General features: G+C 48.4%; 22 protein-coding genes. All 22 read right to left on the reverse strand.

The window, feature by feature from the left end; all coding sequences use genetic code 11:
• Nucleotides 1-86: 86 nt before the first annotated feature.
• Nucleotides 87-989 (reverse strand): Hsp33 family molecular chaperone HslO, encoded by a 903-nt coding sequence (hslO, locus tag LKE53_04585; GenBank protein ID MCH3972032.1) that lies wholly within the window; start codon nt 987-989, stop codon nt 87-89.
• Nucleotides 990-992: 3 nt separating this feature from the next.
• Nucleotides 993-1,763: a class I SAM-dependent methyltransferase gene (locus LKE53_04590; protein MCH3972033.1), complete on the reverse strand. Its 771-nt coding sequence runs from the start codon at nt 1,761-1,763 to the stop codon at nt 993-995.
• Entirely contained in the window at nt 1,760-2,080 is a 321-nt protein-coding gene (locus LKE53_04595; GenBank protein ID MCH3972034.1) for a YerC/YecD family TrpR-related protein, read from the reverse strand. The genes LKE53_04590 and LKE53_04595 overlap by 4 nt, the downstream gene beginning before the upstream one ends.
• Nucleotides 2,081-2,218: 138 nt before the next feature.
• Nucleotides 2,219-3,520: a diaminopimelate decarboxylase gene (gene lysA, locus LKE53_04600; GenBank protein ID MCH3972035.1), complete on the reverse strand. Its 1,302-nt coding sequence runs from the start codon at nt 3,518-3,520 to the stop codon at nt 2,219-2,221.
• A 36-nt stretch (nt 3,521-3,556) separates the two neighbouring features.
• Nucleotides 3,557-4,144 carry a ribosome biogenesis GTP-binding protein YihA/YsxC gene (gene yihA / locus LKE53_04605; GenBank protein MCH3972036.1) on the reverse strand — a complete coding sequence of 196 codons (588 nt, stop codon included), beginning with the start codon at nt 4,142-4,144 and terminating at the stop codon, nt 3,557-3,559.
• Between the two features lie 9 nt (nt 4,145-4,153).
• The gene (gene lon / locus LKE53_04610; protein MCH3972037.1) at nt 4,154-6,541 is read right to left on the reverse strand and encodes an endopeptidase La; all 2,388 of its coding nucleotides are present in this window, start codon (nt 6,539-6,541) and stop codon (nt 4,154-4,156) included.
• Between the two features lie 97 nt (nt 6,542-6,638).
• Entirely contained in the window at nt 6,639-7,970 is a 1,332-nt protein-coding gene (gene clpX, locus LKE53_04615) for an ATP-dependent Clp protease ATP-binding subunit ClpX (protein MCH3972038.1), read from the reverse strand.
• Nucleotides 7,971-7,982: 12 nt separating this feature from the next.
• A complete protein-coding gene (locus LKE53_04620; protein ID MCH3972039.1) occupies nt 7,983-8,570 on the reverse strand; it encodes an ATP-dependent Clp protease proteolytic subunit in 588 nt (195 codons plus the stop codon).
• A gap of 56 nt (nt 8,571-8,626) precedes the next feature.
• A complete protein-coding gene (tig, locus tag LKE53_04625) occupies nt 8,627-10,090 on the reverse strand; it encodes a trigger factor (GenBank protein MCH3972040.1) in 1,464 nt (487 codons plus the stop codon).
• Between the two features lie 111 nt (nt 10,091-10,201).
• Complete coding sequence (locus tag LKE53_04630; protein ID MCH3972041.1) at nt 10,202-10,891, reverse strand: metallophosphoesterase; 690 nt, start codon at nt 10,889-10,891, stop codon at nt 10,202-10,204.
• Between the two features lie 38 nt (nt 10,892-10,929).
• On the reverse strand, nt 10,930-12,438 hold the full coding sequence (gene thrC, locus LKE53_04635; GenBank protein MCH3972042.1) for a threonine synthase: 1,509 nt from the start codon (nt 12,436-12,438) through the stop codon (nt 10,930-10,932).
• Between the two features lie 117 nt (nt 12,439-12,555).
• On the reverse strand, nt 12,556-12,912 hold the full coding sequence (locus LKE53_04640) for a YraN family protein (protein MCH3972043.1): 357 nt from the start codon (nt 12,910-12,912) through the stop codon (nt 12,556-12,558).
• Nucleotides 12,902-13,540 carry a ribonuclease HII gene (locus tag LKE53_04645; protein MCH3972044.1) on the reverse strand — a complete coding sequence of 213 codons (639 nt, stop codon included), beginning with the start codon at nt 13,538-13,540 and terminating at the stop codon, nt 12,902-12,904. Before LKE53_04645 ends, LKE53_04640 begins: the two co-directional genes overlap by 11 nt.
• Entirely contained in the window at nt 13,537-14,412 is an 876-nt protein-coding gene (gene ylqF, locus LKE53_04650) for a ribosome biogenesis GTPase YlqF (GenBank protein MCH3972045.1), read from the reverse strand. Before ylqF ends, LKE53_04645 begins: the two co-directional genes overlap by 4 nt.
• Entirely contained in the window at nt 14,409-14,984 is a 576-nt protein-coding gene (gene lepB / locus LKE53_04655; GenBank protein MCH3972046.1) for a signal peptidase I, read from the reverse strand. The genes ylqF and lepB overlap by 4 nt, the downstream gene beginning before the upstream one ends.
• Nucleotides 14,985-15,080: 96 nt before the next feature.
• A complete protein-coding gene (gene rplS, locus LKE53_04660; protein MCH3972047.1) occupies nt 15,081-15,392 on the reverse strand; it encodes a 50S ribosomal protein L19 in 312 nt (103 codons plus the stop codon).
• Nucleotides 15,393-15,574: 182 nt separating this feature from the next.
• Complete coding sequence (gene addA / locus LKE53_04665) at nt 15,575-19,120, reverse strand: helicase-exonuclease AddAB subunit AddA (GenBank protein ID MCH3972048.1); 3,546 nt, start codon at nt 19,118-19,120, stop codon at nt 15,575-15,577.
• Nucleotides 19,117-22,464, reverse strand: coding sequence for a PD-(D/E)XK nuclease family protein (locus LKE53_04670; protein MCH3972049.1), 3,348 nt, complete (start codon nt 22,462-22,464; stop codon nt 19,117-19,119). The genes addA and LKE53_04670 overlap by 4 nt, the downstream gene beginning before the upstream one ends.
• A 74-nt stretch (nt 22,465-22,538) precedes the next feature.
• Nucleotides 22,539-23,144 carry a stage II sporulation protein R gene (locus LKE53_04675; GenBank protein MCH3972050.1) on the reverse strand — a complete coding sequence of 202 codons (606 nt, stop codon included), beginning with the start codon at nt 23,142-23,144 and terminating at the stop codon, nt 22,539-22,541.
• A 72-nt stretch (nt 23,145-23,216) separates the two neighbouring features.
• Entirely contained in the window at nt 23,217-23,441 is a 225-nt protein-coding gene (locus LKE53_04680) for a DUF3006 domain-containing protein (GenBank protein ID MCH3972051.1), read from the reverse strand.
• Nucleotides 23,442-23,469: 28 nt separating this feature from the next.
• Entirely contained in the window at nt 23,470-26,073 is a 2,604-nt protein-coding gene (locus LKE53_04685; GenBank protein ID MCH3972052.1) for a DNA translocase FtsK, read from the reverse strand.
• A gap of 94 nt (nt 26,074-26,167) precedes the next feature.
• On the reverse strand, nt 26,168-26,914 hold the full coding sequence (locus LKE53_04690) for an ATP-dependent Clp protease proteolytic subunit (GenBank protein MCH3972053.1): 747 nt from the start codon (nt 26,912-26,914) through the stop codon (nt 26,168-26,170).
• Nucleotides 26,915-26,938 lie beyond the last annotated feature (24 nt).

The following is a 26,938-nucleotide window of genomic DNA, read 5'->3' on the forward strand; positions in this document are numbered from 1 at the left end:
TTTTGTTTTGTGTTGCTGTTGTTCATCAGCGACGTGTATTATAATACAACAACTTCACGTGGATGTCAAGGCTTTTTTCAAAAAAACTAATTGTTTTTTTGGTGTTTTTTGGCTTGTGCTGCCAAACGCTGCAGTTCCTCCTCGGAAAAGTGATATGCACGCCCACAATACTGGCACTTTGCTTCAGCAATCCCTGTTTTAGGGTCTGCCAGCGTCAAGATTTGTTCTGGCGGCAGCGTCAACAGCGCCCGCTCTACCCGCTGCCTAGAACAATCACAGGCATAAGCGACGCGGGATTCATCCAGCTTTTCAAAAGGCATTCCCAGTAAAGCTTTGCCGCACATTTCTTCTATGCTGTCACCGGCTGCCAGCATTTTTGTCACAGCCGGCAGTGCCGCCGCGTTTGTTTCCAGCCGAGAAAGCTCTTCTTCCGTAATACCAGGCATTCCCTGTATCAGCAGCCCGCCCGACAAAATCTGTGAAGAGTCTTTTGTCCCCACCAGGACACCCAATGCGCATACGGTTGGGATCTGCTCACTGTAAGCATAATAAGCTGCTAAATCTTCAGCAATCTCTCCCGAAATCAATTTTGTATGCCCTGTATAAGGGGTGCGTTCCCGGTCGTCACGCATTACAGTCAAAAGGCCATTGTGCCCAACGGCTCCGCCAATATCTAATTTGCCATTTGGTTTGAGCGGCAAATCAATTTCCGGATGGGCGACATATCCGCGGCAGTTACCGCAACAGTCTGCAATCGCTGTTAAGGGGCCAAGCGGTCCACCGCCGTTTACCTTTACCTGTACGGTAGCGCCCTGATTTTTCAGCATAGCACCCATCATAGAGGCCCCAGATAGCAGCCGCCCCAGGGCCGCTGCTGCGGTTGGGCTGGTGTGATGAATTTGCTGCGCCGTTGCCACCATGTACGTAGAGTCAACCGCGCAGGCCATGACATGCTTGTTTTTAGTCAGGCAGCGAATCATTCTATCCATATTTTAAAGTCTTTCCTTTTCATTAACTTTAGCCTTTGCTTTGCGCGCAACATAAACAATGCGCTCTGTCTTTTCCTGTGGACTGTCAAACGTCATCTCGGAAAAAGCACCTGCCAGCTGCATTCCTGCAGATTTCAGCATGGACGCAACCTGTGTTTCTTCATAAGCGCGCTCGAAAAATTCTTCGCTTTCACGCGTATATACAGCCCCATTGCGCTTGAAAAAGTCCAGCGCAATGTCTACACGGCACCCCGCGGGGTGATAATGGTTCTGCCAGACACAGTATACAGAATCGGTATCGTAAATAAAAGTATTGTCCCCCAGAATTTTCTGGTGCTTGTATGGTGTATTCATATCAAATACAAAAAGGCCGTCTGGCTCTAAAAACAAAGAGACCCTTTCAAACGTGCGTTGCAAGTCTCTTTGGGTCTGCAGATGATTTAAGCTGTCAAGGGTGCAGAATACGGTATCTACGGTGCTGTACAAGTCTATGGCCTGCATCTGCTGGCATACAAAAAGAATTTTTTCACCGGCCGCCAAGGCCTTTTCCTGTGCCTGCATCAACATTTCAGAGCTGCCGTCTATTCCATAGATATCAAAGCCTCTTTGTTTTAGTTCCAGCGTCAGGCTGCCGGTCCCACAGGCAAGGTCCAGCGTAACACCGGAATTATGCCCATAGCGCTTCAAAAGCGCGCATAAATAATCTGCGCGCTTTTGATAACCTACATTATGGGTTAGGGCATCGTAATACTTTGCAAATGTCGTGTAACTCATTTGTTCTCCTGAATTTTGTTATCTGGTGCTTTATCACCAATGCGGTCAAAGACCAGACTGTAGCCGTCACTTCCATAGTTTAAAGAACGGTTTACCCGGCTGATGGTAGCAGTAGAAGCATGTGTAATATGCACAATATGCTGATAATTCTGTTTGGTGCTAAGCATGTGTGCCACTAAAAGGCGCTGAGACATCGCTTTAATTTCTGGTACTGTGCACAGATCCTCAAAAAAAGCATAGCATTCTTCCGGGGTCTTTAAAGAAAGAACAGCCTGAAACAGAAAATCGACACTGTCATCTTTAATTTTTGAATTCAACACTACTCACTCCTATGAAATGAAAAGATCAAGCAGGCATTATTGCCTGTTTAAAAGTTTACTCTAAAAAAGCGCAAAAGTAAAGGGCAGCAGCTGCCCTTTACTCAATTATTATTTATTTTGTTTGTTGATTTTGATTTAAACGTCATTCCGTACTAAGTCTGCATAAGATTCCCGACGCACCCCTACACGTGGCACACCATCTTTCACAAAAACAACAGCAGGGCGCGGCACACGGTTATAATTAGATGCCATTGAGTAATTGTAAGCTCCGGTAGAAAGAACAGCTAATATATCGCCAGGCACACATTGCTGTATGGCGGTATTCTCCTGAATCAGGTCACCGGACTCACAGCAGCGCCCCGCTATGGTTACTGTAAAGTTCTTTGGAGCAGAGGCCTTATTTGCAACAAGCGCCTCGTAAGGCGATTGATACAAAATGTAGCGCGGATTATCAGTCATGCCGCCGTCAACCGAAACATATGTCCGAATATTCGGTATTTTTTTCACAGCGCCAATCGTGTACAGTGTCAAGCCGGACTCGCCAACAATCGAGCGGCCAGGTTCAATATAAATTTTGGGTGGTGTTAAGCCATATTCCCCGCAGCAGCTATGTATGGTCTTTGAAACAAGCTGCATGTATTGGTCATAAGGAACCGGTTTATCTTCTGGAACGTACTGAATACCAAACCCACCGCCAAGATTTAATTCCTGCAGTTCCGTTCCGGTTTCTTTTTTAATATCCCGTATAAAGCAAAGCATAACTTTGGCGGCAAGCTCAAAGGGGTCGATTTCAAAAATCTGCGAACCGATATGGCAGTGAAGGCCTTTCAGAGTAAGATTTGGCATCTGCAGTGAAGCTTTTACAGCTTCCATTGCCTCGCCGGTTTCCAGTGCGAAGCCAAACTTTGAATCAATTTGACCAGTACGAATAAACTTATGTGTATGTGCATCAATGCCTGGCTTGATACGCAGCAAAATATTGGCGGGGTGGTGCATTTTCCCCGCAATTTCATTTAAAAGTTTCAGCTCAGTCAGATTATCAACAACGATATGTCCAACTCCGCAGGTAAGTGCATAAGATATTTCTTCGGGCGTTTTATTGTTCCCGTGGAACTGAATTTTTTCCGGTGGAAAGTCGGCCTGCATCGCTGTATACAGTTCCCCGCCGGACACGACATCCAGGCCCATGCCTTCTTCTTTGACAATTCGGCAGATTTCTTTGCAGCAAAACGCCTTGCTCGCAAACAAAGGCAGGCCGTTACCCTGATAGCAGGTTTCAATAGACTGTTTATACATCCGGCAAATTTTGCGTATGCGGTTTTCGTCCATAACATACAGCGGTGTACCAAATTCTTTTGCCAATTCTACTGTATCTGCGCCGCCAAACAGCAAATGACCGGCCTCGTTGATTTGCAAATTCTTGTTCAGTTCCTTCATTTTCTTCCCACCAATCTGGTCTATTCAGTTTATGTGTTATCCTGCAGGTTCACAGGCTTTTTCAATGCACTTGCGCAAGTCTAGTACGCCTTCTCCTTTGGTCGAAGAAAAAACCAGGCAATCGGCGCCTGTCTGCTGCGAAAGCAGATGCAGCGCAGAAAGCCGTTCTTTACGCTGTGTTGCATTCAGTTTATCGCTTTTTGTAGCCAGCAGCAAAAAAGAAAAATTGTTTTGCAGTAAAAAGTCAATCATCTGCTGGTCATCAGTTGTCGGTTCGTGACGAATGTCAAGGATTTGTACCACAAGGGCAACCGGCCGATTCGCGGCAAAATAGCCATTCACTAATTCTGCCCAACGCATCTTTTCGCTCTGTGATACTTTTGCATAGCCATACCCGGGCAAATCGACAAAGCGGCAGGTATCCAGCCGGTAAAAATTGATGGTTCCCGTTTTGCCAGGCTGAGAGCTGACGCGTGCCAAAGCCTTTCTATTTAAAAGCTTATTGATTAAAGAAGATTTTCCAACATTGGACTTCCCGGAAAAGACCACTTCCGGCAAAGATGCAGCCGGAAGCTGGCTGCTTTTTCCAGCAGAAAGCTCAAATTGCGCAGATTCTATTTTCATGCGGTCTCCTTACTGTGCCTGAAAGGGATTTTTCGTTAGTGCTTTGTCAAGCACCTGATCAATTCTTTCCATTGGCAGGAATTGTACAGCATCTTTTACGACTTTGTCCACTTCCTCCAAATCAGACACGTTCTCTGCTGGAATCAGTACCGTCTTAATACCAGCGCGATAGGCAGCCATTGTCTTTTCACGAAGCCCGCCAATCGGCAGGATTCTGCCCAGCAGGGTAATTTCACCCGTCATAGCAATATCGTGCCGCACCGGTATATTGGTTAAAGCACTGGTAATTGCCGTAGCCATGGCCGCACCGGCGCTTGGGCCGTCTTTAGGGACAGCCCCTTCCGGCGCATGGATATGAATGTCATATTTGCTGTAGAAATCTTTTGCAATGCCAAGCTGATTTGCGCGGGTACGAATGCAGCTGATTGCCGTACGTGCGGATTCTTTCATCACATCGCCAAGGGAACCGGTCAGTTCGATTTTTCCGGTTCCGGACATCACCGCAACTTCGATAGGTAGCATCTCACCGCCAACAGTGGTCCATGCAAGTCCATTGACAAGACCGACCGTATCCTTTTTATTCAGCGCTTCTTCACGAAACTTCTGCGGTCCTAAGAAAGTTTCCAAGTTTTTCGGTGTTACACGCACGGTGGTTTCCGGGTTTTCTACAATCTTAACTGCACTCTTGCGGCAGATTGTTGAAATCTGGCGCTCCAATCCGCGGACACCAGCTTCTCTGGTGTATCCATCAATTATCTTATGAACCGCAGCTTGAGAAATCCGCAGATTTTTCGCGGCAATTCCGCTGTTTTTTAGCTGTTTAGGAATCAGGTATTTCATTCCTATCTGAAATTTTTCTTCATGCGTATAACTGCCTAGTGTAATTACGTCCATGCGGTCATACAGCGGCTCAGGAACGCCTGAAATGTCGTTGGCTGTCGTTATAAAGAAAACCTTGCTCAAATCAAACGGCAGATCAATGTAGTGATCTTCAAAGGTACTGTTCTGAGCACTGTCTAGTACTTCCAGCAAAGCAGAAGAAGGATCCCCATGATAATCGTTCCCGAGTTTATCCACTTCGTCCAGCAGCAGGACTGGATTGTTAGTGCCCGCTTTGCGGATTGCATCAATAATACGGCCAGGCATAGCGCCAATATACGTACGCCGATGCCCGCGAATATCAGATTCATCATGCACACCGCCCAAGCTTACCCGTACATATTCGCGTCCCATTGCCTCTGCAACAGAATGCGCAATGCTGGTTTTGCCAACACCGGGCGGGCCGACAAGGCAGAGAATCTGGCCCTGTACGTCTGGGTTGAGTTTCTTTACAGCCAAAGATTCAATAATTCTGTCTTTTACTTTTGTCAGGCCATAATGGTCCCGGTCCAAAATGCGGCGAGCTTTCTTTAAATCAATATGTTCCTTTGAAGATTTGCTCCACGGCAGGGACAAGCAGGTTTCGATATAGGTGATAATAACGCTGCCCTCATGGGAACCTTCTGGCATACGTGCCAAGCGGTCGCATTCTTTCAGCAGCTTTTCTTTTTGCTCCTGCGGCAGACCTGCCTCGTTAACACTCTTGCGCAGCTCGTCCGCTTCTTCTAGCGGATTGTCCCCTTCGCCCAGTTCATCGGCGATTGCCTTCATCTGCTCACGCAGATAATAATCGCGCTGATTTTCGTCAATCTGGTCTTTTGCCTTCTCAGAAATATGAGATTCTATTTCAAGAATCCGCAGCTCAGCTTTCAGCATTGCGCTTAATTTTTTCAGCCTGCGGTATGGATGAAGTTCCTCCAAAATCTCCTGCTTTTTGTCAAAGTCGAGAGAGATGTTCATTGCAATGTAGTCCGCCAGTTCGCCGCAGTCTTTTTTCTGCACGACTCCCATGACAATGTCCGGCGGAACATGCGTATATTTCTGAATATACTCTTCAAATAAAGACTGTGTATAGCGAATCAGTGCCTCAGAGTTTGAAGTGGGACGGCTGGAGGTCTTATCAACAATTTTCTTTACTTCCGCTTGAATAAATGGCTCTTCTGTCGGAATAGAGCAAATCTTTGCCCGGCAAAGCCCTTCTGTAAACAGGCGAATGCCGTCATCTGTTTTGCGAACGATTTGACGAATGCGCGCGATAACCCCGATTGAATAGAGATCATCTTTACCCGGGTCATCTACAGATAAGTCTTTTTGTGTAACCAAAAAAATCAGTTGACCCTCTTCCATGGATTTTCCAAGAGCCAAGACAGATTTTTTGCGGCCAACATCAAACTGAAGCATCATGCCCGGAAAAATGACCAATCCGCGCAGAACCAAAGTTGGCAGTACCTGTGTTTCTTCAGAAGAGGGCTGCACAGACACGGCAGGCTGCACGGGGTCAACTTTTTTTATTTCCATGCTCTGTCTCCTTACTGAAAAGGGCCGCTGCAGGTAACGACTTCATGGGTTACCACACGCAACAGCCCTAATACTTTCTATTACAGTGCAGTGGAACTTAAGCGGTATCCCGTTTTCCTTTCTTTCTGGAACTGGAAGGATTCGGAAGCGCCATCTTAATTTTCACCGGCTGACGGTCCGGATTGTAAACTACATCCGGCTTTGTGTTATTCTTTACCGTATCAGCATTGATCACGATTTTTTCAACGGTGTAGTCAGAGGGAACATCGTACATCATCTGTGTCAGCAGCTCCTCCATAACTGAGCGAAGACCGCGCGCACCTGTATGACGTTCGATTGTCTTGCTTGCAATCGCCTGCAAAGCGTCATCTGTAAATTCTAAGTCAACTTTATCAAGCTGGAAGAGACGCTTGTACTGACTGACCAAGCTGTTCTTTGGCTCAGTTAAAATACGAACCAAAGCTTTTTCGTCCAAACCGTTTAGGGCAGTGATCACCGGCAGACGACCGACTAGCTCCGGAATTAGGCCAAATTTGACCAAATCATGCGGATCTACTTTTGCCATCCAATTCATGGCGTCGAGTTCTTTTTTGCTGTGAACTTCTCCGCCAAAGCCAAGTGAAGTGGATACATTGCGGTCCTCTATAATCTTAGAGAGGCCATCAAATGCACCGCCGCAGATAAAGAGAATGTTACTGGTATCGATTTGCAGGAATTCCTGCTGAGGATGCTTTCTGCCGCCTTGGGGCGGTACATTGGAAACTGTGCCTTCCAATATTTTCAGCAGAGCCTGCTGTACTCCTTCACCGCTTACATCACGTGTAATGGACGGGTTCTCGGATTTACGCGCAATTTTATCGATTTCATCGATATAAATAATGCCACGCTCCGCACGCTCAATATCGTAATCGGCAGCCTGAATCAGACGCAGAAGAATGTTTTCAACATCTTCGCCGACATACCCCGCCTCTGTCAGAGTTGTAGCATCTGCGATTGCAAACGGTACATCCAAAATGCGAGCCAGGGTTTGTGCCAGCAAAGTCTTGCCAACACCTGTGGGGCCAAGCAGTAAAACATTGCTTTTGGAAAGGGAAACGTGGTCATCTTCACCGTAATAAATGCGCTTATAATGATTGTATACAGCAACAGACAGTGCAACTTTTGCTGTATCTTGCCCAATCACATATTCATCCAACCGCTTTTTGATTTCGTGCGGCTTCGGCAGTTCTGCTGCAGCTTCTTGGGTCGGCTCAGGATGATGCTGAGAAGAAAGATTCATCTCATCATTTAAAATAGACTGACAAAGCTCTACACAAGCATCGCAAATATAAACGCCCGGTCCGGCAATCAGCCGGCGCACCTGACTTTGCGGTTTGCCGCAAAAAGAGCAGCATATTTCGCGATCGGTAATATCACCATTGTTGGACATGCAATCACCTGCTTATCTTTGCGTAATCACTTTATCGATCAGGCCATATTCACAGGCCTCTTCGGGTGTCATAAAGTTGTCACGGTCTGTATCACGCTGGATAACCTCCAGCGGTTGCCCAGTGTTTTTGGAAAGCAGCTCATTTAACAGCTGCTTCTTTTTATCCAAATAATGCGCATGGATCATAATATCGGAAACCTGTGACTGCGGCAGACCACCGCTTGGCTGATGAATCAGGATATCTGTATGCGGAAGCGAAAAGCGCTTTCCCTTTGTGCCGGCAGCCAGCAGGAACGAACCCATGCTTGCAGCAAGGCCCAGGCAGATGGTAGAAACATCGCACTTCACATATTTCATGGTATCATAAATTGCCATGCCGGCAGTCACAGAGCCGCCGGGGCTGTTAATATACAGGTTGATATCCTTAGAGGGATCTTCTCCTTCCAAAAACAGCAGCTGTGCAACAACCAGACTTGCAGTGGCATCTGTAACTTCGTCATTCAACATAATGATACGGTCATTCAGCAGCCTGGAGAAAATATCATACTGGCGCTCTCCGCGGTTTGTTTGTTCAATTACATAAGGTACCAAATTGCTCATGATAACCCTCCAATAAAACTGCACGCAAAAGGCAGTATTGGTAAAGACACGAAAAATTATTCAGCAGGATCTTCTTTTGTCGCTGCCTTTTTCGTTGTCTTTTTTGCTGTATCTTTTGCTGCAGGCTTTTTCCGTGGCTTTTTAGCAGGGGCTTTCTTTTCCGGAGCTTTTTCGTCTTTAGCTTTTTTGTCTTCCTTAGAGTCTGCTTCTTTTTTGGACTCATCTTCCGGCGCAGCATCGGTTATGACAGCGTTGTCGCGCACAAAGTCAATGGCTTTCTGTACACCGAGGTCTTGAGCAAGCGCTTCTTTTGTGACAGCAGCTTTAATCTTTTCAACATCAGTTTTGTACTCATCGGCCATCTTCTTGTACTCTTTTTCAATCTCTTCATCGGAAGAAGTCAGCTTCTCGATTTCAGCGATTTTTTCAAGGGCAAGGCGAATCTTCACCTGGCGCTCAGCCTGCGGCTCAAATGCCTTACGCAGCTTGTCAGCATCCATACCTGTATACTTCATATAGGTGCGGATATCAAGTCCCTGGCTCTGCAGGCGATAGCCAAAGTCACGGATATCGTCATTTGCTCTGTTGGTATACATAGCAGTCGGGATTTCGCCCTCCAGCGCAGCAACCAGAGCATCAATCAGCTGATTGTCAACATCGTCCTGAACAGACTCTTTTTTCTGCTCTTCCAAATGCTTTTTGAGGTCTGCTTTATACTCATCCAATGTATCAAATTCGCTGACGTCTTTTGCAAAGTCGTCGTCCAGTTCAGGCAGTTCACGAACTTTGATTTCATGAATCTTTACTTTAAAGAGAGCAGCTTTGTCCTGCAATTCTTTTGCAGAATAATCTTTCGGGAAAGTGACATTGACATCAAATTCATCATTGGTGTTTTTGCCAACGATCTGCTCCTCAAAGCCCGGAATAAACTGGCCAGAACCCAGCGTCAAAGAAAAGTTTTCTGCTTTGCCGCCCTCAAAGGGCTTGCCGTCAACGGAACCGTCAAAGTCGATATCAACAATATCGCCATTTTCAGCAGGGCGATCCTCTACAGTAACCATACGTGCATCACGGTCCTGCACCTTTTTCAGCTCTGCGTCTACTTCTGCGTCGGTCACATCAGCAGATTTGCGTGTTGCCTTAATGCCTTTGTAATCTTTAACAGAAACTTCCGGTTTAACCGTAATAGTTGCTTTAAAGACAACGCCATTGGTTTCATCTGCAGAGACAAGGTCAAAGTCCACTTTATCCTGAATTACATCGAGCTTTGCTTCTTTGACAGCAGCCTCCATTGCATCCGGATAAACTTCATTGATTGCATCTTCATAGAAGATGTTGGAGCCATAGTACTTCTCAATGAAAGCACGGGGTGCTTTTCCTTTACGGAAACCGGGAATGTTGATACGGCTTCTCTGTTTTTTATAGGCATGGTCGATGGCAGTATTAAAGGTAGGCGCGTCAACCGTGACCTCCAGCTGCCAGCGGTTGGTATCGACCTTATTGGATGACTTCAGACTCATATTGATTTCCTCCTGCAAAATTGCAAATTATCGGTTAACAGTATAACATACTTATAGCTGATTTTCCATAAAAACTGACAAGAATTTAAAAATGCGTAACATTATTCGCGATTATCGCACGAAAAGCGGGCAAAAGGAGAGATAATCACACGAAATCAAGTGCATGTGTATTCCGTGATATTCGCCGATAATGGCACGCTTAGCGGCCTGGCTGCCATGAATATGCCCAAAGTAGCAGTCTGTAATATGGTGATTTTCCAACACTTTAAAGATTTCATCACAGCACAGATTATCGTAAACAGGCGGATAATGCAGAAACACAATCGGTCTTCCGCCCAACTTCTCCCCCGCCTGCAAAGATGCTTCCAGCCGGCCGACCTCTCGATTGACAATTAACATATCATGGTCGGTCTGGGGATTGTAAAGCCACCCGCGGCTGCCGCAAACGGTTTGGTCCCCTATGCGGGCTGCAGAATTGTGGATAATAGAAATTGTAGAAAATCCGCATGCAGAAAAAAAGTTTTCCAGCTTTGTACGGGTAGACCACCACAAATCGTGGTTGCCTTTTAAAATCAGTTTATGTCCCGGCAGGTTTTCAATATAACGGAAGTCCTCTTCTGCCTCTTCCAGCTTCATAGCCCAGCTGATATCCCCGGCAATAACAACCGTGTCCTCTGGCCGGATCAACGCCTGCCAATTCTTTTTTAATCTGTCTGTGTAATCTTCCCAGCCGGGAAAAACATCCATCGGCTTGTCTGTACCAAATGACAGATGCAAATCCGAAATTGCATAAAGTGCCATCTTAACTGTCCCTTCTACGGTCTTTTAGCAAACTATCTTTACCTGCTGCAGGCCCCTGTCAGCTCCAGTGTTTTAGCCGGCATGTCTGCCGGGCTGCAACTGTCCGTAAAACGAACAGCTTTATTCTGCAGTGCAGCAATCGGCTGCGGAATTTCTGTTTTAGTAAGTGTGGAAAGCTCGCTGATCTTTGCGAAGTCGTCACCGTCCGCCTTTTCGCCACTGACTGCCTGCAAAACGCTGTCCGCAAATTTATAGGGACTTGCAGTCGATGTAACGATAACCGGGGTTTCCTTATCCCCCGTTGCCTTAGCATATTGTTTATATACGTTAACCGCAACTGCGGTATGCGGATCACACAGGTAGTTTTCACGCTGGTAAAGGGCGGCAATTTCCTTTTTGGTCTGCTGGTCATCACAATAACCAGCCCAAAAAAGAGTATGCAGTTTCTGCAGGGTAGCACTGTCTACCTGATAGCTGCCCGTTGCCGCAAGCTGCTGCATCCATGATTTCACCTGATTGTCAGACCCAGTCATTGCACTGAGCAGGCGCTCCAAATTGCTGGAAATCAAGATATCCATCGATGGAGAAATTGTTGTGTAAAACGCACGATTACGATTATAGCAGCCGGTCTGCAGGAAATCGGTCAAAACGTTGTTTGCGTTGCTGGCACAAATCAGCTTTTTAATTGGCAGACCCATTTCTTTCGCATAATAGGCAGCTAAAATATTGCCAAAATTGCCAGTAGGTACTGCGACATTGACTTCCTGCCCGTATTGAATGCTTCCGTTATTAACCAAATCACAGTAAGCCGAAATATAATAAACAACCTGCGGCAGCAAACGCCCGAGGTTTATTGAATTGGCACTGGAAAACATCATGCCGTGTTCAGCAAGTTTTTGGCAGGTTTCCGGATTTGTGAAAATCTTTTTGACACCGGTTTGTGCATCGTCAAAGTTACCCTCTATCGCACAAACAGCAACATTATGCCCCTCCTGCGTCACCATCTGGCGCTTCTGCATGGGGCTGACGCCGCTCTGCGGATAAAAAACCAGGATCTTGGTTCCGGGTACATCCTTAAAACCTTCCAGAGCAGCTTTGCCAGTGTCACCGGAAGTGGCCACCAAAATGACAGCCGTTTTATCGGAATGAATCTTTTTGCAGCTTTTAGTCAGCAGATGCGGCAAAACCTGCAGCGCCATATCCTTAAAAGCACAGGTTGGCCCATGCCAAAGCTCAAGCAGATACATCTGGCAGGAATCTTCCTGCACTGCAGAAAGCTGTGCCGGTCCGCCGGGAAATTTTTCTTCCGTGTAGGCAGAGGCTACGCATTCCGCAATTTCTTCTTCGGAAAAATCCGTTAAAAAATACGAAAGAATTTTTTGTGCACGATCAATATAAGAATCCTTTTGCAGCTGCTGAAAAGCATCCTTGGAAATGCGGGGAATTTCCCGCGGAACAAACAGTCCGCCGTCCTGACAAATTCCCTGCGCAATCGCCTGCGCTGCAGAAACGGTCTTGCCAAAGTCACGGGTCGATAAATACTGCATCATTTATAAAGCCCTCACTTTCCGGGTTGAAACGCTGTTTCTAATTTTTTTGTTGCTCTACCATTTTAGTGTACTTTTATGAAAATGTCAAAAGCATTTGCTGCCTTTTGTCATTTGTCAGCAGAAAGCATTTTTTAAATATACATAATTGGTTACAGAAGCGGTATTTCCGTCCATCGTAATACCCATCACATCAAAGCGCGGCTGTAGCCGGGTCGGAAAGCGCATTAAGTAGGCCTGCGCTGTACGAATAATCTTTCTCTGCTTCTGCGGCGTGACTGCAGCAAGCGGTGAAACCATCGCACCTGGTGCACGTGCCTTTACTTCTAAAAAGATAAGATGCACTTCATTTGCTGCAATGACATCGATTTCTCCATATCGGGAGTGATAATTGCGGGTAACGATTCTGCAGCCGCGCTGCTGTAAATAGGCCGCCGCAAAATCCTCTCCGGCCGCTCCAGTTTTATTTTTCATCGGCGCTTTTCAGTATCTTTTTTAAGAACGTTTTACGGTGGATAGGACATGGCCCATACTGAAGTAGTGCCTGCCGGTGCTGTGCTGTACCATAGCCCTTGTGCTTTGCAAAGCCGTACTGCGGATAAAGCTCATCCAGCTGCAGCATTAGGCGGTCACGACTTACCTTAGCTAAAATAGACGCCGCCGCAATACTTTCGCAGCAGCCGTCACCTTTGATAATTGCCTCTGCCGGTACCGAAAGCGGCGGGACACGGTTGCCATCCACCAGCACAAGCTGCGGCGGCGTATTCAGCTTTTGCACAGCGCGCTGCATTGCCAAAAAAGTTGCCTGTAGAATATTGATTCCATCAATTTCCTGTTCCGTTGCAAAACCAACGCCCCAGGATACCGCTTTTTGGGTGATGATATCATAAAGTTCTTCCCGCTTTTTTGAGGAAAGCTTTTTAGAGTCATTGACTCCTTCAATCACACAACCCACAGGCAAGATGACTGCTCCGGCAAAGACAGGTCCTGCCAGAGGGCCGCGGCCGGCTTCATCTACCCCACACACAGCCGTATAACCCTGCTGCAAATATTTTCGCTCATAAAAAAGCCAGTCGATTGGCGGCTTTGGGGTTCGTTTCATACTTTTGTACCTGCCTGTTCCAGCGTTATGCGGCCAATCTTTCCCGCACGGAATTCCTCTAAAAGCATTTTTGCGGTACGCTCTGTATCAATCTCTCCGCCAGAAATCAGCATGCCGCGCTTTTTGCCAATCAGCTGCAGAATCTGCCAACCTTCCATACCGGAAAAGTCTGTACTTCCCAGCTTATAGCGGCTGCAGACAGCGGCAGGATACAGTTTACAGAGCAGCTCAAGCAACCGGGCCGCAAGAGATTCTGTATCCAGAATATCATCCTTTACAGCGCCCGTAAAAGCAAGGTGTTCACCAACAGCTTTATCAGAAATTTTAGGCCAAAGAACACCGGGGGTATCTAAAAGGTCAAGCCCTTTTCCGATGGAAAACCATTGATTGGAGCGCGTTACGCCAGGTCGGTTTTCTACAGCTGCACGGCTGCCGTGCGCTAAACGATTAATTAAAGACGACTTTCCCACATTAGGAACACCAATCACCATGACACGAATGGTGCGGCCAACCATTCCCTTTTGTTTCCATGCTGCTATTTGCGGCACCAACACTTTATGGACAGCGGGCTGAAAGGTACTGAGACCTTTTCCGCTCTTGCAGTCGACTGCAATTGCCTCAATTCCATGTTCCCGGTAAAACGTTATCCATTTTTTTGTGGCAGCGGCATCGGCCATATCGCTCTTATTTAATAAAATAATGCGTGGCTTCTGCTGAATCATACGGTCGAGCACTGGATTGCGGCTGCTCACCGGAATGCGGGCATCTGCAATTTCTGCAACTGCATCTACTTGCTTTAAGGACTTTTCAATTTGTCTTTTGGCGCGGGTCATATGCCCCGGAAACCACTGTATTGATTGTGCTTCGCTCATTTTTCACCCTTAATCTTTCCAAACTGAGAAAACGGAAAAAGGACAGCCTGTGCTTTTCCCAAGATGTTGCTCTGATCAATAAGCCCTATCTCACTGCTGCGGCTGTCCATAGAAATGGAGCGGTTGTCACCCAAAACAAATACTTTCCCTGCTGGGACGGTCAGCGGATACTTGACTGCTGTGCCCTCAGGCTCTGTTTTAACATCTTTTGACAGATATGTACTTTCATTCAAGGCCACACCGTTTACGCTGACTTTCCCTGTTGTATCAATATTGACCGTTTGCCCCTCTGTTGCAATGACTCGCTTGATAATCGGGTCACCGGATTTTGTAGAGTGCTGCACCACAATCACGTCGCCGCGCTCTAGTGGTTTGCAAAAACTGGTCAGCAGTACTTTATCACCGGAATAAAGCGTCGGCTGCATGGAAGGCCCGCTCACATTTACAACACGCAGGAAAAAGGAGAATCCAAGCACTACAACCATCAGCGCAATAATCAAAGCATCGGCCCATTCATAGCACGAGCGGGCTCTGTCACTGACTCTACAGCGGCTTTTTCCATGTTTCGGCATGAATGCAACTCTCCTTGCAACATCTGTTTTTAAGTATGAGTAGCAAAAAAGGGACACATCCATGTCCCTTTTGCTTGCTTATAAATTCGTGTCAGCTTATTTTACTACTTCACGCAGTTTTGCAGCCTTGCCAACACGGCTGCGCAGATAATAAAGCTTTGCGCGGCGTGTATGACCTTTGCGGATAACTTCCACTTTTTTCACATTGGGGGAGTATACCGGGAAAACACGCTCTACGCCAACACCATAAGAAACACGGCGTACGGTAAAGGTTTCGCTTACACCGGAGCCGCGGCGTGCAATCACGGTGCCCTCAAACATCTGAATTCTTTCGTTGTCACCTTCACGGATATTGACGCTGACCCGTACGGTGTCGCCGATGGCTATCTGGGGCTTTTCTTTTTTCATGGAATCTTGTGCAATTAACTGTAATGCGTTCATGACTTTTCCTCCTGTATTCAGGCATTCTTGCTTCTGCAGAGGACTGCCCGCTTCAATGTCATTTTAGCTGGCATTGACTCCCGCCTGGAGCGGCGGATTTCAAATGCCTATATAGTATATCACAAACGAAATGTAGAAGCAAGAATTTTTTATTTATATGCCGCATAAACGGGAATCACCTGTCCGGAAGAAAAAGCATACAGCAGGCATTCTTTTACGGCCTTTCCTGTACATGCTTCTAATGCTTTCTTATAAATCTGCAACTGTACCTGATAGCGCTTTCTGAGCTCTTCTGAGTCCTGCACTTTATCCGTTTTATAGTCGAGCAAAACAAAACTATCCTCTTCCAAGAAAGCACAGTCAATGGCGCCCTGTATGATGACGGGCTCTTTTCCCATCTCCTGCGACAAAGAAGCTTCCACCCGGGAAGCCGGCACTTCTACCGTAAAGCGGTATTCGCGCAGCACTTTTGGGCTTTGTAGAATTCTTTTTGCCAGGGAAGACGCAAAGAAAGCAGAAATTTTTTCTAGGTTAATAGAGTCAGCCTGCTCTTTTGTAAGGTACGCCTGCTCGTACAAGCGAGAAAGTTCTGCGTACGGGTCTTCTGCGGCTTTTTGATAATTGATATACTGCATATAATTATGCAGTGCAGTTCCCCGCTCAGCCGGCGTCATGCCGCCTTTCCCCAGAAAGGCCGGCCGGCTCATTGCTGCATAGCCACGCTCAAATGGCGCAGCAGCTACTTCACTGGCTGCTGTTTTTGCGCGCACTTCACCCAGCTGCCGATATGGATAGACAAACGCTGTTTCTTTTTTAAGTACCTGGTAAAGTTCATCATCAAGTGTGGGCGCACAATTTTTCTGTTCATTTTCCGAAGACGTTTTTTTTACAGCATCCGAATAATGAAAAAGCTGGAAGCTGCACGGCTCTTTGCTGGGAAGAACAGAAATCCCCTCAGCGCCGGCAATTTGCCGCAGCCTGCCGGCATCTGGGTGGCGCAGAGCACACAGCATCAGCCAGTCTGCTGCGTTGGATGCTTTCCGTACCAAAAACGCTGGGAAACGCTCTTCTTTCCCTAACTTTGCGGCTAAAGAGGCCAAGTGCTTTTCCACGCCGGAAACAGAGCAAAGCATCAGCAATTTTTCTTTTGCGCGCGTCATGGCAACATAAAGCACCCGCAGCTCTTCGCTCATTTCGTCCTTTTCCTGCGCAAGCAAAGCTGCTTCGCGCGGCAGAGTCGTGTAGCGGCAGCCAGTTGTTTTATCACGCAGCCTGACCCCAAACCCCAGCTTTGGGTGCAGACATACGCTTCCGGTCTCTCGATGAAAACGGCGGCAACATCCAGCTAAAATAACGACTGGAAATTCAAGTCCTTTGCTGCGGTGAATGCTCATAATGCGAACAACGTCCGCGCCTTCCGTAACAGAACTGGCCGCGCCAAGGTCGCTTCCCTCCTGCTGCATTCGGTCAATAAAGCGGATAAACCCGGAAAGCCCCCCTGCGCTGCTGTGCTCATATTTTCGGGCATACTCCAGCAAAAGATGCAGATTTGCAAGCCGGGTATCGCCGTTGTCCATAGCAAGGACTAAATCCTGATATCCGCTTCTGCGCAAAATAAAATCGACAAAGCGGTCCGCTGGCAAGGCAGCTGCCTGCGCTCTGCATACCTGCAGGTCTTCCAAAAATGAAGTGCAGCGCTGACTGCCCGCTTTGGCAGCTTTTTCAACTGCCAAATAAAGAGGAATCTGCCGGCTGGGAATACGAATTTCCGCCAGTTCATCTGGTGTAAAACCATATACAGGACTTGTCAGAACTGCCAGCAGCGGAATATCCTGCAGGGGGTTGTTCACTGTGCGCAAAAAAGAAAGGGCTGTGCGCACTTCCGGCGTACCAAAGAAACCGCCGCCTGGGTCTGCCCATGCAGGAATACCCAGATCGTTAAGAGTACGCGCATAGAGTGGAGCATATGGGTTAGCGCTGCGCAGCAAAATACAGATATCCCCCAGACGCCCCGGCCGCTGTTTTCCGTCTTCCTGGACAACACCATTCTGTAAAAAATCAGAAATGTATTCTGCTATGCGGCGGCACTCGACAGCAATCGGATCAAGGTCATTTCCCGCTGTTCTGCGCTCTAAAATATCCAGTTCTGTGTCTGGAGAACCGCTTGGCGGATACTCTGCCCCGCAGATCAGCGCATCACGGTCTGTATAATTCAAGCCACCGGCGCCCTGACTCATCAGTTGACGAAAAATAAAATTGACTGCTTCCGTTACGCCCGCACGGCTGCGAAAATTGCGTCCGAGCGTAATACAGGCGGGAAACTGCGATGCATTTTTGTCATAGACTGTAGAAGCTTCTCTTCTGGCAAGGAAAAGACCTGCCTGCGCCTGACGAAAGCCGTAAATACTCTGTTTGACATCGCCCACCATAAACAAGTTGCTCTCGTCCTGTGAAACTGCGCGAAAAAGCAAATCCTGCAGTTCATTGGTATCCTGATATTCATCTACCAGAATTTCGTCATACCGCTCTCCGATCAATTTTGCGGCAGGTGTGCGCTGCCAGCCATCTGCCGTTTCTTCGACTAGAAGGCGTAGAGCCTGGTGCTCTAAGTCCCCAAAATCGGCCAGCTTCTTTTCCATTTTGGCAGCATCCAACTGTGCAGCGAAAGTCTCGACGATAGAAAACAAAGTTTCAATCATGGGCAGCAAACGCGCAAAATCCTCTCGGCATGCATCTTTGCTACAGCTGAAAAGAGTTTGCAGTTGCCCTGCCGCCTGTTTTACCTCTTTGCGGTTTGCGTCCGCCGCCTGCTTACAGGGATTATCTCGATAACCACGGACAGCAGCCATTTTTTCAAAAGCAAGATTCTGCGTAAGGTCACAGACTTCATTCCAGTCTGCATTCTGTATCTTTTGGGCGGCATTTTGCAAGGTATACAGATCCTGCATCAGAATCGGCACACATTTTTCCTGCAGTTTGCTGTCACTTTGCAGCAGCGCAATGGAGTGCTGTGTAATATGGATACAATAAGAAAGTGTTTCGGCGGCATACTGTCTAGCTATTGTTCCCCAAGGGGTCTTGTCCGGATCGTCAGCACGGTACATTTCCGCCTTTTCCCGCAGCCAACGGTGCGGAAACGGGTGGCTGCGAACAAAGTCATACAAAGTCTGCACAATGACTGACAGTTGACTGTCATCGCGGCCTGTCGACACCGTATCAATCAGCTCATAAAAGCTGTCGCTGCCGGCAGCGTAAAAATCATCTAAAACATTTTCAAGGGTCTGTGCGCGCAGTACATTCATTTCGCTGCTATCTGCTACGCGAAAATCGGCCGGCATGCCCAGCTGACTGAAATTTTCCTGCACTAATTCCTTGCAAAAGCTGTCTACTGTGCCGATATGCGCATGAGAAAGCAAAATTTTCTGTCGCTGCAGGAAAGTACTGTCGGGGCTTTTCTGCAATTCCAATGAAAGACGCTGCTCGATACGGTCTTTCATTTCAGCAGCAGCCGCCCTTGTAAAGGTAACAATCAGCAGCCGGTCGGCATCGACGGGAGCATCTTTGTTTAAAATCAGCCCGACCACGCGTTCAACCAAAACAGCAGTTTTGCCGGAACCAGCCGCCGCCGAAACCAGCAGCGGCCCTCCGCGGGCACAAATTGCGTCCTGCTGGGCCGGGGTCCATTTTCTGCTCATTTACTCTCCCCCTCTTCCTCCATGATCTTTTGCAGAGCCTGCTCTGGCTTTGGCGAATCCATCGTACGCACAGTATCGTTTACGTCATGCCCGCAAACCGGCGCATAGGGACACCATGTACAGGCATCGTAATTTTTGCCATTCAGCGGAAGGGCAGCCACACAGCCGCTGTGCAGCTGCTGCGCCATTTGCTGTATTTTCCGTTTTACGTATTTCAGCAGCATTTCCATCTGCGGCCCCGAGACTGCGCTGCCGGCACCGTTTGGTACACCTGCCTTTAATTTTACCGGAATATACTTGCCGGCAGCGTTCTTTTCCATGGCGGTCAGTATAGCGGGGTCATCCCGCACAAGACCGCTCATGCGCAGCTTTTTTTCCTGCTGCTCCGTTTGCTTCTGGCGGGACATGGTACGCTCTGCAGGCGTTGATGGTACTGCGGCGGGCATATACAAAATACCTGCTGGCGCTGGATTTTGGTACTTTTCACAGCCATTTTCATACAACGCTGCAAGGTACAAAAGCATCTGCATATTCATTCCGTAAAGGATATCTGAAACAGAAAACTTCTTTTTCCCTGTCTTATAGTCAACCACGCGCAACCATGTGCGGCCATCTGCCTGCCAAGTATCGACGCGGTCTATTTTGCCCACAAGCTCCACGCTGCCGCCGTCCGCAAGCGTCAGGTGCAGACTTGGAATACCGTCTGGCCCTATTGGCAGCTCAAAGTCTGACGGAACAAAGTCACTTTGGCAAAGTTCCTCTGCAATATGCGCTGTGATCACAGCGGCCGCACTGGCAAGGCGCTTGAGCAAATAATGGAAGCGCGGCTCGTCCTGCGCGCTGACGCCCATCTGCTGACTGACATAGTCTGTAATCAGTTTAGCAATCATCTGCTGCAGCTCTTCGTCGGACATTTCATGCAGCTGCTTTGCACCTGTTTGACGAAAAAGTTGCTCCAAAAGATAGTGCATCAGGCTGCCGTACTCCATTGGGTCCAGTTCAGCCGCACGGCGTTCTTTTGCATGCAGACCATACTTGCAGAAATACTGGAATGGGCATAGCGCATAGGTTTCTGCCTGCGAAGCAGAAATGTGCATATCTTTTTGAAACAAAGTCTGCGCGCAGACAGGGTCTGTAAACTGCTGCGGAGTATGGTCTGATGCACGCTCTAAAGCAGCTAAACGCGGTGCGTCGGTTTCTTCCGCAAACAGCGCTTTCAGTGCCGCCTCCTGTGCTGTCCCCTGCTTCCAGCAGCGGGACAGCTGAGAAAAGGCAGCTTTTCGGCTGCTGGCAAAAAAGCCTGCAGGCAGGGTCTCTGCCGTTTGAATTTTTGGATGCAGCAAAATGCGCTGCATTTCTGAAATAATTGTGGAAGGAAACTTTGCTTTGCCATCTGTTCCCGCGGCCGGCCAGGAAAGGTACAGTCTGTCGGAAGGGGCACTGACCGCCGCATAGGCAAGAAAGCGTTCCTGAATATCGACCCCTGCCAGCGTGTCATTCAGTGGCAGGCCGCCGCGGATAAGCGACAGCCGCTCAGGAAAGCTGAAAACGCCGGCAGTACCGGGAGCTTTGGGGAAATCATCTTTTGCAGTATCTAAAATGAATACCACTTTAGGATTCTCTACACGAATGCGGTCCGCACTTCCCACTGTTACCTGGTCCAGTCCCTGAGGAATGCTGCTCATCTGGCTGTTGGCAATCACCATGCGCAGCAGTTCTTCAAAACGGCTGCGCGCAATGGGCTGCTCGCCAAGCGTCAGCGCACACTGGTCCAATGCCTGCATCAGCACGTCCCACAGGCGCAGTGTATCGTCCGCCAAGGCAGGCGTACCTGCCTTTTCTAAAGATGCTGCCAAGCCTTTCAGATGCTGCGGGGCCTTAGTATCTATCAGCAGCTGATACGCAGATTTTGAAATGGAAATGCCGTCTGTATCTGCAGTGGCAGCCGCAAATTTTTCCAGCGGCTTCACAATCCGCTGCCTTGCTTTTTCCAAACTCTCCAGCTGACGCTGTGCTTGCGGTGTAAAATTCTGCGCAAAACCCTCTGGATTGGCCGTAAAGGGACTGTGCCATGCTTTCCCGCTGATTTTCCACGTAAAGCAGTAATTTTCAAGTGCAGCAGATTCATCTGCAGAAACCCCTGCGAGGCCGGTTTTTATGTAAGTAAACAGTGTTTCGCTGTCAAATCCAGTTCGTACGACCGCAAAAGCAGAAAGCAAAAAGCGCATCAGCGGTTCATGCGTAATGTCGCGCGACATATCCATAAAGTAAGGAATTTCGTATGTTTCCAGCGCAGTATCGATAATTCCGCGGTAACTGTCAATATCCCTGGCAATCACCGCTATATCGCGCGCACGGCACTTGCCATCAATCAGCAGCCGGCGGATTTGCGCTCCTGCAAAGGCTGCCTCTTCATAGGGATCAGCCGCTTCGTACAAAGTAATCCGTTCATTTTCCACTGTCGGCACAAAGGATTCTGCCCGGTAAAAATGTGCTTCCGTTTCCTGCAGGTCACGGCTGGCGTAGCGGCTGCTGTTTTGCAGAATTTCCGGCGGTGCCACACGCACAGATTCTTCCTTCGCTGTGCGAATTAGCGCAGCGGCCGTTTGGCGGACAATTGAAAACAGACCCATGCCGTGGTCAGAGTCCTCCAATTTATCCGTACAAAGCGCAGCGGTTGTTTCTGTGGCCTGCCGCATAAGCTGCCGCAAAACCGCATACTGCTGCTTTGTAAAGCTTTGAAATTCATCAATATATACAATAGAATTCTGAAAGAACGAATGCTTTCCCAGGCAGGCTGCCGCGCGGGTCAGGTCATCCTGAGGGTCAAGCCAGCTCTGTGCCACCAGAGCTTCATAGCATTCCAGTATTTGAGAAAGTTCTGTCAACTTTTGGCGAAACAGGGGTAAGTCAAACTGCCCTGCCGCCTCTCTCAAATCCTGCGGAGAGATACCGCAGGTCTTAAATTCCGCGTGGGCGTTCAAAAGCATCTGTACCAGTTCGGTTCCCTGAGCACTGCGGCGGTAAAACTGCAGGGAATCTTTCATTTGGTCTACTGCCTGGCTCATTAAAACAGCGCGTCCGCCGTCATCCAGCCGACGCCCGGCGCCCCCGCCATAGTGGTGGAAAAGTGCGTCACACAGCCGTGAAAAACTGAGCACAGATATGCGTCCTGCATCCTTTGGGCCCAGCAAATGCAGCAGGGCACGTTCGTTTTCAAAAGAAGCTTGCTCTGGCACCAGTAAAAACAGGCGTTCGTTTCCGGCAGCTGCCAAATGCTGCAGCCGGCTGCGTACGGTATATGTTTTTCCGCTTCCGGCTCTTCCCAGCAATAAATGCAGCATATTACCCCTCCTGATAAAGCAAAACAGCAGTGGCAGCGCAGCCGTGCGCTTTTTCCGCTGCTGTTTCCGTATTTTCAGCTGTTTCCTTTCAGCCGATTTTCTAATTTTTCGTATAATTCAACTGATTTAAATTTCACTTGATAGGGACAGCTGGTCAGCTTTTCCTGCGGTTTTGTCAAAACAGTATCCATCCTTTGTTTCGGTTGTGCACAGGGCAGACACAGTGCCGGGAACAAAATGCACCACCAGTTATGCCCCTGTCCTTTCCCGATGACAACACGCAGCGCACGGTACGTACCCGCAGGCAGGGTGACATTCTGGTACTGCCGAGTAGGAAACCATGTGTTTTCCAGGCTGACGCTTACCGCATCTGTGCAGCCGTCTTTGTGCAGTTCTGCTTCCGCCTGGCTTTTTAAATCAGACAGGTGTGCTTGTGCTGCTTTTTCCGCCTGTGTGCGTGTCTGTACATTTACAAAATAATTTCCGCTGTCCTTTAAAATGCGGTCACGGACTTTATATTTCAGCGCTTGGTCAGATGCAGAGTTGCTGTTTGCAAGGACGTGCAGACGAAGCACGCGCCCCGGTATACCCTCGCTTGCGGCAACGGACACCGTAAATCCAAAAGCAAAAGATAAGATGAGGCCCAGCAGCACGGCACGTTCCCAAAGTTTCCATTTCATAACGAAGTTCCTCCTTGCTGTTCTGCAGGGAGTATGGGAACAAAATGGAAAATTTATGCAATTATTCGCTGCTTATTTTGCAAAAACGTCATTTTGTAGTTTAGCATTTTTCTTTCTGCGCCGGTCGGTTTCTTCCTGATCAATACAAAGGGTCCCTTCTATATCATCAATCTGCAGCACGGTTCCCTCTTTTGCCCCGGCGGGCAGTTCAGAAGCTTCGATTCCAAAGAACTTTCCGTCCTTATCCTCACAAATAGCATAGATGCCCTCGATACGGTCAATCGTTACGACTTTCATATTTAACACCTTCCTCATTTATCTTTTATTATTTTGAAGAGGCAGAATCCTCTTTTTCTGCGGGTGCTGCAGCGTTCATGTTGCGCTCCAGCCACTGCTGATAAGTAACCAATACTTTTCGCGGTTTGCTTCCTTCATGTGGGCCGATAAGGCCCATCTGCTCCATTTGGTCCACAATGCGCCCTGCATGTGCGTAACCCAAACGCAGGCGTCGCTGCAAAAACGATGTAGAAGCCTGCCCCGCCTCAATCACACATTTTACTGCATCATCCAGCATGGGGTCCATATCAGGATTTGTAGAAGTGCCGCTGTCTTTCTGCTCAGATACTGCATTCTTTTCAATTTCCTCGGCAATTTCTTTGTTGTAACCAGGCTCCTGCGATTCTTTAATAAACTCGACAACACTTTCAATTTCGCTGTCACTGACAAAGGCTCCTTGTATACGCACAGGCTTTTGCGCACCGACCGGTGAAAACAGCATATCGCCGTTGCCCAAAAGCTTTTCTGCACCGCCGGTGTCCAAAATAGTACGGCTATCGACCTGTGAAGAAACCGCAAGTGCAATACGGCTTGGAATATTTGCCTTAATCAGTCCGGTGACAACGTCGACACTGGGGCGCTGCGTCGCAATAACCAAGTGCATACCTGCCGCACGCGCCATCTGTGCTAAGCGGCAAATGCTGTCCTCTACTTCGTTTGGCGCAGCCATCATCAGGTCAGCCAACTCTTCAATGAAAATGACAATCTGCGGCATGTGCTCCATCGGCAGACCGTCTTCGGTTACAAAGCCATGCTGAGCAGCCTGTGCATTATAAGATTTAATATCCCGCACGTTGTACTCTGCGAAAAGCTTGTACCGCTTCAGCATTTCAGTAACAGCCCACTGTAAAGCACCGGCCGCCTTGCGCGGGTCGGTAACGACAGGCACCAGCAACTGCGGAATTCCATTGTAAATAGAAAGCTCGACCACTTTCGGGTCAATCATCAAAAAACGAACGTCATCCGGTGTAGATTTGTAAAGCAAACTGACAATAAACGAATTTAAGCAGACTGATTTACCGGAACCTGTCGTACCTGCAATGAGCAAATGCGGCATTTTCGCAAGGTCGGTCACTTTGGGTTCGCCGGCAATGTCACGGCCAAGACAAACCGTTAGCTTGCTTTTTGCTGTAATAAAGGAATTGGATTCTATCAGGTCACGCATACGTACAATGCTTTTTTTCTTATTTGGTACCTCAATACCGACAGCAGCTTTGCCGGGAATAGGTGCCTCAATACGCACGCCGGAAGCCGCAAGGTTCATAGCAATGTCATCGGAAAGATTGGTTATTTTGCTGATTTTTACACCCGCGGCAGGCTGCAGTTCATATCTAGTAACAGATGGGCCCCGGCTGATATCTACAATTCGTGTAGATACGCCGAAACTGTCAAGCACTTGTACTAAGCGCTGCCCGTTTGTCTGCCACTCTTTCTGTTCGGCAGCAGAATCCCCCGCGGGTGTAAGCGCCAGCATGGAAGTTGGCGGCACATGATAGCCGCTTTCCTCGGGCTGCAAGCTCTGTGTCAGCTCAGACTGCTGCACTGCGGCAGCTTTCTGTCCTTCTTTCTTTTCTGCTTTTTCTTTGCTGCGTTCCATCAGCTTTTCAGAGATTTCTTTAAATCCGCTGTCAACTTTTGTGGCAGCAGCGCTTTCCGACTGCTGCGAAGCGGTGCGCATGGGCTTTTCAACAATTGCAGAGGGCGGTACTACATTTGTAAAGACAGATTTATCCGCATTTTTCCCAAAGGTTCTTTTCATGCGGGAACGCAGTTCCCTGTTTTTGGGGGAATCTGGCTGCGGGGTCTGCACAGGGTGCATCGGCATTCCCTCGTCGTCCAGCGGAATGTCAATATTGCGGTTGCGGCTTCTGGCCTGCATGGATTCGATATGGTTTTCGCGGGCTGTACCCACCGCCTGCCCTACAGCCTTAGCCGGTTTCTGAATGCCATGCCACAGCCTAACCAGTGTTGTGCCGGTCAAAAGCATGAGAGAAACAAACAGCAAAAGCAGCAAAAGGATACAGGCACCGGTTTTGCCAAGCCCGGCAATCATAGGAATTCCAATAAGACCGCCAACCAGCCCTGCACCGCCTTTTTCTTTGCAGTCCTGAAAAATCTGGAGCAGTTGGTTTCCAAAGTTTCCTGCAGCTGCTGTACCAGAGGGCTGCAAAAATGCGGTAACAACCGCACAGAGCAAAACAATAGAAACAGCCGACAAGGCTACTTTAGTACCCATGTTATCACTCTGCCGCTCAAAGGCCGCAGTAAACGCAACATAAAGCAGTAAAACGGGCCACAGCAGTGCACAGTCCCCAAACAGACCGCGCACCAGGTGATGCAGCATCAGCCAAATATGTACACCGGGAATCATAGCAATGCAGGCCAAAAGGATGGCCAATGCAAACAGCAGAATTGCCGAAACCTGGCGGTGGCGCTGCTCCATTTCTACCGTGCGGCGGTTGACCAGCGGCTTTGTCTGGCTGCGGGCAGCCGCAGGTTTGCGGCCGGAAGACTGCTTTTTTTGTGACGCTGCCTTTCCGGCAGAGCGCCGGCTGGCAGCAGAGCGTGAACGTACTGCTTTCTTTTGTGCCAATTTGAATACTCCTTAGCTGAGAAAACTTACCCCAAAGGTAAGCAGCTGGTTTCATACCTCTCTTATGTACTAACGGCGCAGCTGCGCCGTCTTTTTACTTATGCGTTTTCTTCGCTGCCTTTGCTTTTTTCTTTCTGTTCTTTGCAATCATTTCATAAAGGCAGTCGACCGCATCAGAAAGGCCGCCAAGCGAATCAATCAGCCCTTCCTCTACGGCATCTGCTCCATCCAGCACCGTACCGACATCCATCACCAGTTCCTTGGTGTTCATTGCCAGCTGCATAAAGCGTTTTTCAGATATGTTGCTGTTGGAGGTCACAAACTGCGTAATGCGTTCCTGCATACGCTGAAAATAGTCCATAGTCTGCGGTACGCCAAGCATCAGGCCATTCATGCGCACCGGGTGGACTGTCATAGTTGCGCTGGGTACAATGAAGCTGTGCTTTGCAGCTACGGCCAGCGGGACTCCAATGCTGTGGCCGCCCCCAAGCACCAGGCTGACGGTCGGTTTTTTCATACTGGCAACCAATTCCGCAAGTGCAAGCCCTGCCTCTACGTCGCCGCCAACGGTATTGAGCAGCATTAGCAGGCCCTCTGTCTTTTCATCTTCTTCAATATCGACCAGCTGCGGAATCACATGCTCGTATTTGGTTGTTTTATTGCTGCTCGGCAAAATGGTATGGCCCTCTATCTGCCCAATAATCGTCAGGCAGTGAATAGTATGGTTACCGCTGCCGGTGATGATTGTGCCGGTATCAAATGGGCGGTCGCCCTCCTCTTCTTCTGGGCCAAGGCCGCTTCCTTCTGCTGAAAGATAACTGCTGTTTTTCCCTACTTTCATTTTCTTTCCTCCTGTGGCAATAGT

Source organism: Oscillospiraceae bacterium, from assembly GCA_022483045.1.
In the GTDB taxonomy this organism is placed as follows: Bacteria; Bacillota; Clostridia; order Oscillospirales; family Acutalibacteraceae; genus Caproicibacterium.